The organism is Pseudomonas sp. 22490 (genome assembly GCF_052044465.1).
Taxonomy (GTDB): Bacteria; Pseudomonadota; Gammaproteobacteria; order Pseudomonadales; family Pseudomonadaceae; genus Pseudomonas; species Pseudomonas aeruginosa.
Genome location: NZ_JBQENS010000004.1, coordinates 258,655 through 272,424, shown reverse-complemented (window position 1 = coordinate 272,424; position 13,770 = coordinate 258,655). Strand labels below are relative to the sequence as shown.

Sequence of the window (13,770 nt, the reverse complement as noted above, 5' to 3'; positions counted from 1 at the left end):
GTGTGAAAAATCAGTGTTACGGTCAAAAAGCAAACTGATACCAAAAGAAACAGGCAGAAACGATGACTGAGCCGCTTGCGACAAAGACCGCGATCTTCGACGTTGCAGTGATCGGCGCTGGCGTGGTGGGTTGCGCCATGGCCCGCCGCTTCGCCCTGGAAGGTGCGCGGGTGGTCCTGCTGGAAAAAAGCACCGACATCCTCTCCGGTGCCAGCAAGGGCAACAGCGCGATCCTCCATACCGGTTTCGACGCGCCGCCCGGCAGCATCGAACTGGCCTGCATGCAGGAGGGCTATCGCGAATACCGAGACATCCATGCGCGCCTCAACCTGCCGCTGCTGGAAACCGGCGCCCTGGTGGCGGCATGGAGCGACGAGGATCTGGCGCGCCTGCCGGCTATCGTCGAGCAGGCCCACGGCAACGGTGTCGATGACGTCCGCCAGGTCGGTCGCGACGAGGTCCTGGCGCTGGAGCCGCAGTTGGCCGGCAACGTGCTCGGCGCGGTGCGGGTCCCCGGGGAACATCTGGTCGACCCTTGGTCCGCGCCGCTCGCCTATCTGCAACAGGCGCTGGCCCATGGCGCCGAGGCCTGTTTCGACGTCGAAGTGCTGGACGGCGCCTTCGACGGCGGCGAATGGCTGTTGCATACCCGCCGCGGCGATCTGCGCGCGCGCCAGGTAATCAACTGCGCCGGACTCTTCGGTGACCAACTGGAACAGCGCCTGCTCGGCGCGGCGAGCTTCGCCATCCATCCGCGCAAGGGCCAGTTCGTGGTCTTCGACAAGGCCGCCGCGGCGCTGCTGCGGCACATCCTGCTACCGGTACCCAACGAGCTGACCAAGGGGGTGGTATTCACCCGTACTGTCTTCGGCAACCTGCTCGCCGGCCCCACCGCCGAGGAACAGGACGACCGCGAACAGGCACGGGTCGACAGCGACACCCTGCAGCGACTGATCGACGCCGCCGTCGAGCGGATCCCCGGCCTGCGCGGCATGCCGGTCACCGCCACCTACGCAGGATTGCGACCGGCCAGCGAAAAGAAGGAATACCGCATCCGCCAGGTCGACGGACGCAACTGGATCAGTGTCGGCGGCATCCGTTCCACCGGTCTCACCGCGGCGCTGGGCATCGCACGCCACGTCTATCGTCTCTACCAGGGCGAGCGCTTCCACGAAGCGGTTCGCGAGCCGCTCTGGCCACAGGTACCGAACCTCGCCGAACACCTGCCGCGCGATTGGCAGCGTCCCGGCTACGACGAGATCGTCTGCCACTGCGAGATGGTCACCCGCCGGGAAATCCTCGCCGCCCTGGAAGGGCCGCTGCCAGCCGGCGACTTCGGCGGCCTGAAGCGTCGCACCCGCGCCTGCATGGGACGCTGCCAGGGTTTCTACTGCAACGCGCGGGTCGCCGAGCTGAGCGCCGGCCGCCTCGCCCAGCCCCTCGCCACCGGGAGTTGCCATGAGCATCACTGAACAGGTCGACGTCGCCATCGTCGGCAGCGGTCCCGCCGGATTGGCAGCCGCCATCGAACTACGCCGCCAGGGCGTCGCCCGGGTCTGCGTGCTGGAGCGCGACGGCGAGGCCGGCGGTATACCCCGGCATTGCGCGCATCCGCCGTTCGGCCTGCGCGAACACGGCCGCCTGTTGACCGGCCCGGCCTATGCACAGCGTAACGTCGAACAGGCCGAACGGGCCGGGGTGGATATCCGCCTGCGCCATAGCGTGGTTGCTCTCGCCGCCGCCGGCCTGCTGCAACTGGCCACCCCGGAAGGCCCGCGCAGTCTGCGCGCGACACGCGTGCTGCTGGCCACCGGCGCACGCGAGACGCCGCGCTCGGCGCGCCTGCTGGGCGGCGACCGGCCACTGGGCGTGATCAATACCGGCGCGCTGCAAGCCTATCTCTATCTGCAAGGCCTGAAGCCGTTCGAACGGCCGCTGATCGTCGGCACCGAGCTGGTCAGCCTGTCCGCCGTGATGAGTTGCCGGCGTGCCGGCATCCGCCCGGTGGCCATGCTCGAACGCAACGCACGGGCCACTGCGCGTTGGCCGCTATCGTTGTTTCCCAGGCTGTGCGGAGTACCGATGCACTTCTCCAGCGAGCTGCTGGAGATCGAAGGCCGCGGCCGGGTCGAGGCGGCGCGGGTACGCCTGGGCGACGGGCGCGTCGAACGGATCGCCTGCGACGGCATCCTCCTCAGCGGACGCTTCGTTCCCGAATCGAGCCTGGTCCGCCTCAGCCACCTGGAACTGGACCCGGCCAGCGGCGGCCCGCGCATCGATCAGTTCGGCCGCTGCTCCGACCCCGCCTATTTCGCCGCCGGCAACCTGCTCCGGCCGATCGAGACCGCCGGCTGGTCGTTCCGCGAGGGACGAAGGATCGCCGGCCTGCTGGCCGCCGACCTGCGGGCCGAACTGCCGAGTGCCGCACCTGGCATAGCCATCGATTGCAGTGGTCCGCTCAAGCTGTGCGTGCCGCAGCGGCTGCTGGCCGACCCGACACCCGGCCTGGCGCATCTGCAGCTACGCGTAAGCGAGGCCGCCAGCGGCCGCCTGCGGATCCTGGCCGATGGTCGCCCGGTGTGGGAGCGTGCCCTGTCCTGCCTGCCGGAGCGCCGCCTGCTGGTGCCGCTGGCCGCCCTGCGCCTGCCGCCGGACACCCGGCGCCTGGAAGTCGCCTTCCTCACCTCTGGCCACTGAACCCGCGAAGAGAACCGACCATGCGAATCGCCGCCCTCGACCAGGGAACCACCAGTACCCGCGTGCTGGTCGCCAGCCAGGACGGCAGCGCCGATATTCAGTTGGCGCTGCGTCACCAGCAACACCATCCGCAGTCCGGCTGGGTCGAGCACGATCCGCTGGAACTGCTGGCCAACCTGCAACGCTGCCTGGAGGCCAGCGGCCGGGTCGACGCCATCGGCCTCGCCAACCAGGGCGAAAGCTGCATGGCCTGGGACGCCCGCAGCGGCGAGCCGTTGTCGCCGCTGATCGTCTGGCAGGACAACCGCACCACCCCGCACATCGAGCGTCTACGCGCCAGCGGCGCCGAGGCGCTGGTCCTGGAACGCAGCGGCCTGCCGCTCGACGCCTATTTCTCGGCCAGCAAGCTGGGCTGGATCGTCGAGCACCTTCCGGCCGCTCGCAGGGCTTTGAAGGCAGGCCGCCTGCGCCTGGGAACCAGCGATGCCTGGTTTCTCGACCGCTTGTGCGGAACCTTCGCCACCGACGTCACCACCGCCTCGCGTACCGCATTGATGAACCTCGCCGAGGGCCGCTGGGACCCCGACCTGTGCGCCCTGTTCGGCGTGCCGATCGAGTGCCTGCCGGAAATCCGCGATACCGTCGGCCATTTCGGGGTGATCGGCAACACCCCGCTGACGGCCTCGGTGGTCGACCAGCAGGCCTCGCTCTACGGTCACGGCTGCCGCCAGCCCGGTGATGCGAAGATCACCTTCGGCACCGGCGCCTTCGCCCTGACTCTCAGCGGCGAGCGGATCATCCGCTCGCCGGAGACAGGCCTGCTCGCCACCATCGCCTGGCAGATCGATGGCAAACCGGTGTACGCCATGGACGGCGGGGTCTACGACGCCAGCGCCGCGGTCGAGTGGGCCGGGCGTCTCGGCCTGTTCAGCGACTTCTCGGAACTGGCCGGCTTCGACCGGCCGCCGGCCATCGAGCGCGGCCTGGCCTTCGTCCCGGCCCTGTCGGGACTCGCATGCCCGCACTGGGACCGCAGCGCCGGCGCGATGTGGCTGGGAATGGACGCCGGCACCCGCCGCGAGGACCTCTGCCAGGCCCTGCTCGAAGGCGTGGTGCTGCGCAGCGCCGAGGTGATCCAGGCGATGGACGGCTACCTGAAGGTCACCGACCGCCTGTCCATCGACGGCGGCCTGGCGCGCAGCCCCTACTTCGCCCAGTTCCTATCCGACAGCCTGCAACGGCGCATCGTCACCCAGCGCTTCGACGAACTCACCGCCTTCGGTTGCGCCGCCCTTGCCGCGCGTGGCCTCGGCTACGAGCTGGCGGAGCCGCGCAACACCCGCACGGAGTTCCAGCCGCGGGTCGACGCCGGCACCGCCCGGCGCTGGCAGGTGCGTTTCAGCGAAGCGGTGGCGCGCACCCGCGGCTGGCGCTGAGCCGCTTTCAGCGTCCCGGCCAGCCGGTCTCGCGCAGCGCCGCCAGGAGCCTCTCCCCCTTCAGCGCGGGCACCAGCCGGCCGTCCTCGGTGCGCATGTCCTCGCCGGCCAGCAGCACGTTGACGATGGCTTCTTCCACCGCCTCCGCCGCCGCGGCGAACAACGGCGAGATGTGGTCGTTGTTGAACATCCGCAGCGGCGTGCTCTGCGGCAGGTCCTTGCGCGCATAGTCGGCTGGCGGCAGGTCCTGGTTGCCGGTGGCGAAGGCGAGGAACACGTCGCCGCTGGAGTCCTCGGTGCCACCGCCGGTGCGAGCGATGCCGATCGAGGCGCGCTGCGCCAGGCGCTGGCACTGGTGCGGCAACAGCGGCGCATCGGTGGCCAGGATCACCACGATGGAGCCCATACCCGGGGTGCCTTCCTCGCTGAACGGCGAGGGGATGTCGCCCAACCGGCGGCCGACCGGATAGCCATCGACCCGCAGCTCGCGGCGCTGGCCGTGGTTGGCCTGGACCAGCGCGCCCACCGTCCAGCCGCCCTGCTCCGCCGGAAGCCGCCGCGATGCGCTACCGATGCCACCCTTGAACTCGTGACAGATCATCCCGGTACCGCCGCCCACCGAACCTTCGCGGACCGGTCCGGACTCGGCGCAGGCCAGCGCCTCGCCGACCTGGCGGGCGCCGACATGCTGGCCCCAGATATCGTTGAGCAGGCCGTCGAAGGTCTCCATCACCACCGGCATGCACCAGTACAGCCCGCTGTCGCCGAGTTCGGCGCGCTCCTCGGCGATCAGCGCGTCGCGCACCGCGCCGACGCTGTGGGTATTGGTGATGGCGATCGGGGTGGTCAGCAGGCCGGCTTCGCGGATCCACTCCAGGCCCGTGGCGTCGCCGTTGCCGTTGAGCACATGGCAGCCGGCGAAGCAGGGTTGCAGGCGCGCCGCACCGGCGCGCGGCTGGACCAGGGTGACGCCGGTGCGAACCTGCCTGCCGTCGATCCGCTGGTTCAGGGTGCTGTGGCCGACGCGCACGCCGGGAACGTCGGTGATCGCGTTGAACGGGCCGGGAGTGCCCAGGCCGAGGGTGATGCCAAGTTGTCGAGCGCGCATGCGGACTCCTGTTTCAAAGCTTCTGGAACGCCGGACTGAGCTTGCCGTAGGTGCAGTAGAGAATCACCGACACCGCCAGCAGTCCGACAATGATCATCACGTCCCTGGCCGAGGCCGCCAGGAACAGGTTGAGCAGCAGGTATCCCGCCCCGCTCACCGCCAGCAGCGCCGGCAGCGGCCACAGCGGCATCCGGTAGGGATGCTCGCGGTCGCGCCGCAGCACCCGGCTGAACAGCGCGCAGAGGGCGACGATCAGGTAGACCATGACGATCAGCAACACGGTGAACGAGGTCAGTTCGGCCAGGTTGGAGCTGAAGCTCAGCGCCGCCGAGGGAATGGCGAGGAACAGCGTGGCCAGCCAGGGCGATTCCCAGCGCGGATGGATACGGGTGAAGGCACGGTTCAACGCCGGCATCCAGAGCGCGTCGCGACCGCTGCTGAAGATCACCCGGGCGCTCTGGATGACGATGGCGACGATGGCGTTGAACACCGAGAGGAAGATCCCGGCGCTGACCAGGCGCGACAGCGTCTCGTTGCCATGGCTGTTCAACAGGTAGCCGATCGGGTCGGGGCTGGCGAGCATCGCCGGGAGCGACGGCGCGCCGATCAGCAGCGCGGCGAGCGGGACGATCTCGATCAGTACTACCAGCGCCAGCGACCAGAGCACCGCGCGATGCACGCTGTGACCGCCGTCCTTCATGTCCTCGGCGAGCAGCACCGCGCCGCCGAAACCGTTGTAGGAGAACAGCGCGGTACCGACCGCTCCGATCACCAATGCCCAGGGTGCGATCGCCAGCAGCCCGCCGTCGCCGACTACCTGCGGCTGCAGAAGGACGCTCGCCGGTTGCTGTGCATGGCCGAAACCGAGGCCGACGATCACCAGCAGCGCCGCCACTTCCAGCAGCAGGCAGGTACCCGTGACCCAGGCGTTGACGCGGATGTTGAGGATGCCCAGCAGGTAGCTGAAGGCAACGATCGCCAGGGCCACGGTCTGCGCATCGAAGTGGGTGCCGAGGGTAGCGTTCAGGTAAGTCGCCGCGCCGGTGGCGAGCACCGGCGGGATGAACAGCAGCATCGCCAGCACCGTGAGGAAGGTGGCGTAGCCGGCCAAGCCGCCGAACACCCGCTTGGCGTAGACATACTCGCCGCCGGCGGTGCTGTGCGCCCTGCCCAGCTCGGCATAGCACCAGGCGAACATCAGCGCCAGCACCCCGGCCAGGGCGAAGGCCCAGAAAGCGCCGGTGCCGGCCTGCTGGATGGCGAAGGGGGCGATGACGAAGACGGAACTGGCGGGAGTGACTGCGGAAACGGTGATGGCGACCACGTCGAACACGCCCAGCGTGGGTTTCAGCGCACTTTCGGGCGCGGGGGAAGAGCTCATGTCGTTGTCCTCTGATTGTTATTGAAGTTGAGGCAGTAACGGAGACTCGCGGCGGCCCCTTGCCGGGGCGCTGGTTATGCGCCGACTCTAGGAGCGCGGAACCGGCGGGCCAATCACCCTTTGGGGTTACGCCCCTTGACGCGGCGGGTGGAAAAGCCGCAAACCGGAGCCTGCGAAAACCCACCGTGGAGCGAATACGGATGCACACCCTGTTCCGGGACATCGGCATGCACGCCAGCCTGGGCCGCGCCATCGAACAGATCGGCGGCAACCGTTTCTGGAAGCAATTGATCCTGCTGCTGCGCCAGCACCTGCCGTTCGACAACGCCCTGGCGATCTTCTACCCCGCCAACGGCGTGCCGGTGGCCCTGGAGGAATACGACGCCGAACCGCACGCCGGGCCGGCCTCGATGCTCGCCTACCTGAACGGGCTGTACCTGCTCGACCCCTTCTACCAGGCTTGCCGGGAAGGCCTGGCCAGCGGCCTGTACCGCCTCGAGGAGATCGCCCCGGACCATTTCCGGCAGAGCGAGTACTACCTCAGCTACTTCCACGACAACGTTCTGGAGGACGAGGTGCAGTTCATCCTACAGGTGCCCGGCCAGGGCGCGCTGTCGCTGTCGCTGGGCATGCAGAGGATGTTCGCCGACGAGGAATGCGGGATGCTCGGCTTGCTCTCGAGCTGGGTCCTGGCGCTGATGCAGCAGCACTGGCAGCAACGCAGCCAGCGCCTGTTGCCGGCTGCACCGCAGGAAGAGATGGCCACGCAGATACGCGACGCCCTCAGCCACTTCGGCGCCAGCGTGCTATCGGAACGGGAACTGGAGATCGCCCGCCTGATCCTTCGCGGCTACTCGTCGAAGGCCATGGCCGAGCGCCTGGCGATCTCGCCGGAGACGATCAAGGTCCATCGGCGCCACCTGTACGCCAAGCTGGACATTTCCTCGCAACCGGAGCTGTTCTCGCTGTTCATCCAGTCGCTCGGGCACGACCCGGAGAACCCCTAGGGATCATGGATTGGCGTAGCGCCGGCTGAGACCGGGCGGTATGCCGCGAGCGTCGGTCTCGGTCCATGGACCCTGCGGGCTGGTGGACCAGAACCAGCCGCCGTCCCACCGGTAGTAGGTGCGCTGGCGGTAGTAGAGATCGCGCTCGCCACGGATCACGTAGACCCCCAGGCTGCCGTCCCAGACGCCCTTGCCGCCTGGCGGCGGGGCGAACTGCGGACGCGAGCGGCTGGGCTGCGCCGGAGTCTGCGGTTGCGGGGTGATGCGCGGCGGGGTGGCGCCGGGCGCGCTGGACGGACCGGGCTGCGGCTGGCTCTGCGGCGGCAGCGAGGCCGGCGGTTCGCTGGTCTGCGGCGGATGCACCACGCACCCGCCGAGACCGCCCAGGAGAATCGCCAGACCCAGATACTTCGCCTTCACCGCCGCACCTCCCCAACCGATTGTCGTTATGGCCGGGCCGCCTGGGGCTGGTCCGGGCCGTCGATGGTCAGCGCTTGCGCCGACGACTGGGCAGTAGACAACGGTTTGCCGCGTCCGATCCACTCGCCGGAGATGGCGTTGCCGGCGCGGGATACCCGTGCCACCAGCTCGACCTGCGGGAAACCGCTGAGCTTGAGCTGCGGCATCATGGCGTCGGCATCGCTCAGGCTGACCTCGGCCGGCAGGTCGGCGACGGTCAGGCGCTTCACTGCCAACGGCATCGGCGGGCCGCCGACGGCGCGGGCGAAGACGAACACGCTGTCGTCGGCCTTGACCTGGCCCTTCACCGCGTCGCTGATATCCACCTTCACCGTCAGGGTCACCCCGGCGGCAGCGGGCGCGGCCGGCGCCGGCGGAGTCTGCCCGGCCTCGGTCATGCGCTCGCGGGCGCGCTGGATGCCGCCCTGGATCGCCGAGCGTGCCGGGTCCTCGTTCGGCAACACCGACACCAGGCGCTCCCAGAAGCCGATGGCGTCGGCGTAGCGCTGCTCTTCGAAGGCGGCGATGCCGAGCAGGCCAAGGGTGGTCACTTCGGCCGGGTCGCCCTTCAGCGCCTCGTCGGCCAGGGCCTTGATCTGCGCGGTCATTTTCTTGCCACCGGAGAAATACAGTGCCTGCGCCCACTGGCCGAGCACTTCCGGCTGCCGCCCGCTGAGTTCGGCGGCGCGTTCGAAGGCCCGCGCTGCATCGGCGCCGCGTTCCTGGGTCATGTAGGTGCGACCGAGGAAGTACCAGCCCTGGGCGGAATCCGGCTGAGCCTGTACCGCGCGCTCCAGGCGCGCAGTCATCTCTTCCATGGAGTGCGGCGCCTGGGCGAATTCGCGGGCCAGCTCGACCTTGTCGCTGGCGCCCCAATGCAGGTACAGGCCGAGCGCGACCAACGGCACCAGCAGCGCCGCGACCAGCGGGACCGCCCGGCCCAGGCGCGAGCTACGCTCTTCGCCGCTGCCCTCGGTGTCGGCGAGCAGTTCGCGGGCAGCCTCGGCGCGGCCATTCTCCAGTTGCTCGGCGGTCAGCGTGCCGGCGGCCTGCTGGCCGGCCAGCTCGGCGATCCGCTCCTGATAAAGCGCGACGTTCAGGGCGGTACGGTCTTCCTCGGCCTGGGCGCGACGGCCACGCAGCAGCGGAATCAGCAGGAATGCCAGGGCCGCCAGCAGCAGCAGGCCGGCAGCGAGCCAGAAATCGATCATTTGTCGTTCTTCAACAGGTTGGCGAGGCGCGCTTGCTCCTCGGCGGACAGGGTGGTTTGCACCTTGGCAGCGGTGCGCCGGCGGCGCAGGACGATCACGCCGATCACCAGCACGCCGAACAGCAGCAAGGCGCCCGGACCGAACCAGAGCAGCCAGGTACGCTCGTTGACCGGCGGCTTGTAGCGAACGAAATCACCGTAGCGGGCAACCATGTAGTCGACGATCTCGCCGTCGCTCTTGCCCTGCTGCAACTGGCCGTAGATCTGCTTGCGCAGGTCGGCGGCGATCGGTGCGTTGGAGTCGGCGATGTCCTGGTTCTGGCACTTCGGGCAGCGCAGTTCCTGGGTCAGGTTGCGGAAGCGCTCGCGCTCGGCGTCGCTGGCGAACTCGTAGGTGTCGATGGCGGCCCGGGCCACGCCGCAGAGGGCGAGACCGAGCAGCGCGGTGGCGAGGAAACGCTTCATCGGGCCTCCGGCTCGTCCAGCAGTTGCTGGTACAGCGGCGCCAGTTGCTCGCGCCAGACTTTCTGGTCGACCACCCCGACGATCTTGTGGCGGATGATGCCCTGTTTGTCGATCAGGTAGGTTTCCGGCGCACCGTACACGCCCAGGTCCAGGCCCAGGGTGCCGTCGGCGTCGCTGATGCTCAGCAGGTAGGGATTGTGCAGCTCGTTCAGCCACTTGATGGCGGCGGCGTTGTCGTCCTTGTAGTTGATCCCGTAGATCACCACGCCCTGCTCGGCCAGTCGGGTCAGTTCCGGGTGCTCGACCCGGCACGACGGGCACCAGGTGCCCCAGACGTTGACCAGCGCCGGCTTGCCCTTGAGGTCGGCCTCGGTCAGGCGCCGGGCCGGGTCCTGCACGCTGGGCAGGTCGAAGGCCGGGAACGGCTTGCCGATCAGCGCCGAGGGCAGCTCGCTGGGGTCCAGCCAGAGGCCGCGGAAGAGGAACACCGCGACGATCAGGAAGATCCCCAGCGGCAGCAGCAGAATCGCTCGTTTCAAGACTCAGGCTCCCTGACCGGCGAGGCCCAGGGCCTCGCGCACACGTGTTTTCACCTTCACCCGGTAGCGCCGGTCGAGCGCCGCCAGGGCGCCGCCGAGGCCCATCAGCAGGCCACCGAACCAGATCCAGCGGACGAACGGCTTGACGTGCACGCGCACCGCCCAGGCACCGTTCTCCAGCGGCTCGCCGAGCGCCACGTAAAGGTCGCGGGTAAAGCCGGCATCGATCCCTGCCTCGGTCATCATCGAACTCTGCACGGTGTACAGGCGCTTCTCCGGATGCAGGGTGGCGATCTCCTTGCCGTCGCGGCTGACGTGGATGCTGCCCTTGTCCGAGGTGTAGTTCGGCCCTTCGTGGTGCTTCGCGCCGTCGAAGAGGAAGTGGTAGCCGCCCAGTTCGACGGTGTCGCCGGGCGACATGCGCAGGTCACGCTGGGCGCTGTACTGGCTGCTGAGGACGATGCCGATGGCGCACACGGCGATGCCCAGGTGCGCCAGTTGCATGCCCCAGTAGCTGCGGGTCAGGCTGCGGGCGCCGGCCAGCACGCCCTTGTGCCGGGTCTTGTCGAGGAAGTCGCGGAAACCGGCCAGGACCACCCAGGCGGACAGCAGGAACACCGCCAGCACCGCCCAGTTGAAATCGCCGAAGTACATCGAACCGGCCGCCGCCAGGACCGCGCTGGCCACCAGCACCGGGGTCAGCATGCCGAGCAGCCAGCGGCTCGGGGTGTCCTTCCAGCGCACCAGCACGCCGACCGCCAGGGCCGCCATCAGCGCCGCCATCAGCGGCAGGAACATGGCATTGAAGTACGGCGGGCCGACCGACAGCTTGGCGCCGCTGAGGGCATCGAGCAGCAGCGGGTAGAGGGTCCCGAGGAGAATCATCGAGGCCGCCACCACCAGCACCAGGTTGTTCAGCAGCAGCAGGGTCTCGCGCGACCACAGGGCGAAGCCGACCTGGCTCTTGACCACCGGCGCGCGCAGGGCGAACAGGGTCAGCGAGCCGCCGACCACCAGCAGCAGGAAGGCGAGGATGAACACCCCGCGCTCCGGGTCGGAGGCGAAGGCGTGCACCGAGGTGAGCACGCCGGAGCGGACCAGGAAGGTGCCCAGCAGGCTCAGGGAGAAAGCGGCGATCGCCAGCAGCACGGTCCAGCTCTTGAACACGCCGCGCTTCTCGGTCACCGCCAGCGAGTGGATCAGTGCAGTGCCGACCAGCCAGGGCATGAAGGAGGCGTTTTCCACCGGATCCCAGAACCACCAGCCCCCCCAGCCCAGCTCGTAGTAGGCCCACCAGGAGCCGAGCACGATGCCGATACCGAGGAAGGCCCAGGCTACCAGGGTCCAGGGCCGCGACCAGCGCGCCCAGGCGGCGTCCAGGCGGCCGCCGAGCAGTGCGGCGATGGCGAAGGCGAAGGCCACCGAGAATCCGACGTAACCCATGTAGAGCATCGGCGGGTGGACGATCAGGCCGACGTCCTGCAACAGAGGGTTGAGGTCGTTGCCGTCCATCGGGGTCTGCGGCAGCAGGCGGCTGAACGGGTTGGAGGTGATGATCAGGAACAGCAGGAAGCCGGTGCTGATCATGCCCATCACCGCCAGCACGCGGGCCAGCATGACCTCCGGCAGTTGCCGGGAGAAGATCGACACGGCGAAGGTCCAGCCACCGAGGATCAGCGCCCAGAGCAGCAGCGAACCTTCGTGGGCGCCCCAGACGGCGCTGAACTTGTAGTACCAGGGCAGCGCGCTGTTGGAGTTGCCGGCCACGTAGGCCACCGAGAAGTCGTCGCGCAGGAAGGCCCAGGTCAGGCAACCGAAGGCGAAGGCGAGGAAGGCGAACTGCCCCCAGGCCGCCGGGCGCGCCAGGCTCATCCACTGGCGGTCGCCGCGCCAGGCGCCGACCAGCGGCAGGCTCGACTGCACCAGGGCCAGGCAGAGGGCGAGGATCAGGGCCAGGTGGCCGAGTTCGGGGATCATCTACTTGCCCTCCTGGTTGTACGAGGTCTCGCCGGCGGCCTTGCCGTTCTCGTAGTGCTTCAGTTGGCCGCTGTCCTTGAGCGCCTTGGTGACTTCCGGCGGCATGTAGTTCTCGTCGTGCTTGGCCAGCACTTCATCGGCCACCAGCACGCCGTCGCCGCCCAGCTTGCCGAGGGCGACGATGCCCTGCCCCTCGCGGAACAGGTCGGGAAGGATGCCATGGTAGGCGATGGTCACTTCCTTGGCGCCGTCGGTGACCACGAAACGCACGTTCAGCGAATCCTCGCTGCGTTGCAGAGAACCCTTTTCCACCAGGCCGCCGGCGCGTATGCGGGTGTCGGTCGGCGCTTCGCCGTTGGCGATCTGGGTCGGGGTGTAGAACAGGTTGATGTTCTGTTGCAGGGCCGACAGCGCCAGGCCCACCGCGGCGCCGACACCCGCCACGATGGCGAGGACGATGATCAGACGTTTCTTGCGGACCGGATTCACTGCTGGGCCTCCCGGCGCAGACGACGCGCCTCTTCTTGCAGGTAGCGGCGCCGGGCCAGCAGCGGCTCGGCGACATTGATCGCCAGCACCAGCAGGCTGATGCCGTAGGCCGACCAGACGTAGGGACCGTGATGGCCCATGGCGAGGAAGTCGCCGAACGATTCGAAGCTCATCGTGCCTTCTCCACCAGGGCCTTCACCTCGGCTTTCGCCCAGGTGGTGCGGGACTCGCGCTTGAGCACTTCCAGGCGCATGCGCACCAGCAGCATGGCCGCGAAGAAGCAATAGAAGCCGAGGACCATGATCAGCAACGGCAACCACATCTCCACCGGCATCGCCGGTTTCTCGGTGATGGTGAAGGTGGCCGGCTGGTGCAGGGTGTTCCACCATTCCACCGAGTACTTGATGATCGGGATGTTCACCACGCCGACGATGGCCAGTACGGCACAGGCCTTGGCCGCGCTGTCGCGGTTACTGATCGCCTGGCCGAGGGCGATGATGCCGAAATAGAGGAAAAGCAGGATCAGCATCGCCGTCAGGCGTGCGTCCCAGACCCACCAGGCGCCCCAGGTCGGCTTGCCCCATACGGCCCCGGTAAGCAGCGCGACGAAGGTCATCCAGGCGCCGATGGGAGCGGCGCACTGCACCGCCACGTCGGCGATCTTCATCTTCCAGATCAGCCCGACGGCACCGGCCACGGCCAGCATGACGTAGCAGGACTGGGCGAGGAAGGCCGCCGGCACATGGATATAGATGATGCGGAAGCTATTGCCCTGCTGGTAGTCCGGCGGCGCGAAGGCCAGCCCCCAGACGCAGCCGGTGACGATCAGCAGCGCCGCCGCCACGGCGAACCAGGGCAGCCAGCGGCCGCTGATCTCGTAGAACCACTTGGGCGACCCAAGCTTGTGAAACCATGTCCAATTCATCATCAGGCTCTGTTTACAGGGCTCTTTGGAAATACCGGGCAGACCTTCCGCTGCCAGCCCGGGTCAAGCGTGGGCGG

Annotated in this window: 14 protein-coding genes; 4 read left to right on the top strand and 10 right to left on the bottom strand. The window is 68.4% G+C overall.

Annotated features, from left to right (window positions below; genetic code table 11):
- The first annotated feature begins 62 nt into the window (after positions 1-62).
- From ACTJJX_RS06725 to ACTJJX_RS06715, 3 genes are read left to right on the top strand one after another with little or no spacing between them, the layout of a single operon-like run.
- Complete coding sequence (locus ACTJJX_RS06725) at positions 63-1,472, top strand: NAD(P)/FAD-dependent oxidoreductase (RefSeq protein WP_016851826.1); 1,410 nt, start codon at positions 63-65, stop codon at positions 1,470-1,472.
- Positions 1,459-2,697 carry an NAD(P)/FAD-dependent oxidoreductase gene (locus tag ACTJJX_RS06720; protein ID WP_003114295.1) on the top strand — a complete coding sequence of 413 codons (1,239 nt, stop codon included), beginning with the start codon at positions 1,459-1,461 and terminating at the stop codon, positions 2,695-2,697. The genes ACTJJX_RS06725 and ACTJJX_RS06720 overlap by 14 nt, the downstream gene beginning before the upstream one ends.
- A 20-nt stretch (positions 2,698-2,717) precedes the next feature.
- The gene (locus ACTJJX_RS06715; protein ID WP_003122935.1) at positions 2,718-4,133 is read left to right on the top strand and encodes a glycerol kinase; all 1,416 of its coding nucleotides are present in this window, start codon (positions 2,718-2,720) and stop codon (positions 4,131-4,133) included.
- Between the two features lie 7 nt (positions 4,134-4,140).
- On the opposite strand, the gene ACTJJX_RS06710 is transcribed toward ACTJJX_RS06715, so the two are convergent.
- Positions 4,141-5,241, bottom strand: a complete 1,101-nt coding sequence (locus tag ACTJJX_RS06710; RefSeq protein WP_016851827.1) for a DmpA family aminopeptidase — start codon at positions 5,239-5,241, stop codon at positions 4,141-4,143.
- A gap of 13 nt (positions 5,242-5,254) precedes the next feature.
- Positions 5,255-6,622: an APC family permease gene (locus tag ACTJJX_RS06705; protein ID WP_016851828.1), complete on the bottom strand. Its 1,368-nt coding sequence runs from the start codon at positions 6,620-6,622 to the stop codon at positions 5,255-5,257.
- A gap of 200 nt (positions 6,623-6,822) precedes the next feature.
- On the opposite strand from ACTJJX_RS06705, the gene ACTJJX_RS06700 reads away from it, so the two are divergent.
- On the top strand, positions 6,823-7,629 hold the full coding sequence (locus tag ACTJJX_RS06700; protein WP_003083150.1) for a helix-turn-helix transcriptional regulator: 807 nt from the start codon (positions 6,823-6,825) through the stop codon (positions 7,627-7,629).
- Between the two features lie 3 nt (positions 7,630-7,632).
- Here ACTJJX_RS06700 and ACTJJX_RS06695 read toward each other — a convergent pair whose 3' ends face one another.
- The 8 genes from ACTJJX_RS06695 to ACTJJX_RS06660 are packed head-to-tail and all read right to left on the bottom strand — an operon-like array spanning position 7,633 to position 13,696.
- Positions 7,633-8,049, bottom strand: coding sequence for a hypothetical protein (locus ACTJJX_RS06695; protein WP_003087156.1), 417 nt, complete (start codon positions 8,047-8,049; stop codon positions 7,633-7,635).
- A 26-nt stretch (positions 8,050-8,075) separates the two neighbouring features.
- Entirely contained in the window at positions 8,076-9,299 is a 1,224-nt protein-coding gene (gene ccmI / locus ACTJJX_RS06690; protein ID WP_003083145.1) for a c-type cytochrome biogenesis protein CcmI, read from the bottom strand.
- The gene (ccmH, locus tag ACTJJX_RS06685; RefSeq protein ID WP_003114292.1) at positions 9,296-9,763 is read right to left on the bottom strand and encodes a cytochrome c maturation protein CcmH; all 468 of its coding nucleotides are present in this window, start codon (positions 9,761-9,763) and stop codon (positions 9,296-9,298) included. Before ccmH ends, ccmI begins: the two co-directional genes overlap by 4 nt.
- Positions 9,760-10,302 carry a thiol:disulfide interchange protein DsbE gene (gene dsbE, locus ACTJJX_RS06680; protein ID WP_003083138.1) on the bottom strand — a complete coding sequence of 181 codons (543 nt, stop codon included), beginning with the start codon at positions 10,300-10,302 and terminating at the stop codon, positions 9,760-9,762. Before dsbE ends, ccmH begins: the two co-directional genes overlap by 4 nt.
- Positions 10,303-10,305: 3 nt before the next feature.
- Positions 10,306-12,279: a heme lyase CcmF/NrfE family subunit gene (locus ACTJJX_RS06675; protein ID WP_003107324.1), complete on the bottom strand. Its 1,974-nt coding sequence runs from the start codon at positions 12,277-12,279 to the stop codon at positions 10,306-10,308.
- Entirely contained in the window at positions 12,280-12,768 is a 489-nt protein-coding gene (ccmE, locus tag ACTJJX_RS06670; protein ID WP_003107323.1) for a cytochrome c maturation protein CcmE, read from the bottom strand.
- Entirely contained in the window at positions 12,765-12,941 is a 177-nt protein-coding gene (ccmD, locus tag ACTJJX_RS06665) for a heme exporter protein CcmD (protein WP_003083136.1), read from the bottom strand. The genes ccmE and ccmD overlap by 4 nt, the downstream gene beginning before the upstream one ends.
- A complete protein-coding gene (locus ACTJJX_RS06660) occupies positions 12,938-13,696 on the bottom strand; it encodes a heme ABC transporter permease (protein WP_003118689.1) in 759 nt (252 codons plus the stop codon). Before ACTJJX_RS06660 ends, ccmD begins: the two co-directional genes overlap by 4 nt.
- Between the last annotated feature and the right edge of the window lie 74 nt (positions 13,697-13,770).

What these genes read in the sequence shown, in the direction of transcription:
- ACTJJX_RS06720 (WP_003114295.1), top strand. Translation starts at nt 1,459, where the DNA reads ATGAGCATCACTGAACAGGTCGACGTCGCCATCGTCGGCAGCGGTCCC.
- ACTJJX_RS06660 (WP_003118689.1), bottom strand. Translation starts at nt 13,696, where the DNA reads ATGATGAATTGGACATGGTTTCACAAGCTTGGGTCGCCCAAGTGGTTC.
- ACTJJX_RS06705 (WP_016851828.1), bottom strand. Translation starts at nt 6,622, where the DNA reads ATGAGCTCTTCCCCCGCGCCCGAAAGTGCGCTGAAACCCACGCTGGGC.
- ccmI (WP_003083145.1), bottom strand. Translation starts at nt 9,299, where the DNA reads ATGATCGATTTCTGGCTCGCTGCCGGCCTGCTGCTGCTGGCGGCCCTG.
- ACTJJX_RS06710 (WP_016851827.1), bottom strand. Translation starts at nt 5,241, where the DNA reads ATGCGCGCTCGACAACTTGGCATCACCCTCGGCCTGGGCACTCCCGGC.
- ccmD (WP_003083136.1), bottom strand. Translation starts at nt 12,941, where the DNA reads ATGAGCTTCGAATCGTTCGGCGACTTCCTCGCCATGGGCCATCACGGT.
- ACTJJX_RS06675 (WP_003107324.1), bottom strand. Translation starts at nt 12,279, where the DNA reads ATGATCCCCGAACTCGGCCACCTGGCCCTGATCCTCGCCCTCTGCCTG.
- ccmH (WP_003114292.1), bottom strand. Translation starts at nt 9,763, where the DNA reads ATGAAGCGTTTCCTCGCCACCGCGCTGCTCGGTCTCGCCCTCTGCGGC.
- ACTJJX_RS06700 (WP_003083150.1), top strand. Translation starts at nt 6,823, where the DNA reads ATGCACACCCTGTTCCGGGACATCGGCATGCACGCCAGCCTGGGCCGC.
- ACTJJX_RS06715 (WP_003122935.1), top strand. Translation starts at nt 2,718, where the DNA reads ATGCGAATCGCCGCCCTCGACCAGGGAACCACCAGTACCCGCGTGCTG.
- ACTJJX_RS06725 (WP_016851826.1), top strand. Translation starts at nt 63, where the DNA reads ATGACTGAGCCGCTTGCGACAAAGACCGCGATCTTCGACGTTGCAGTG.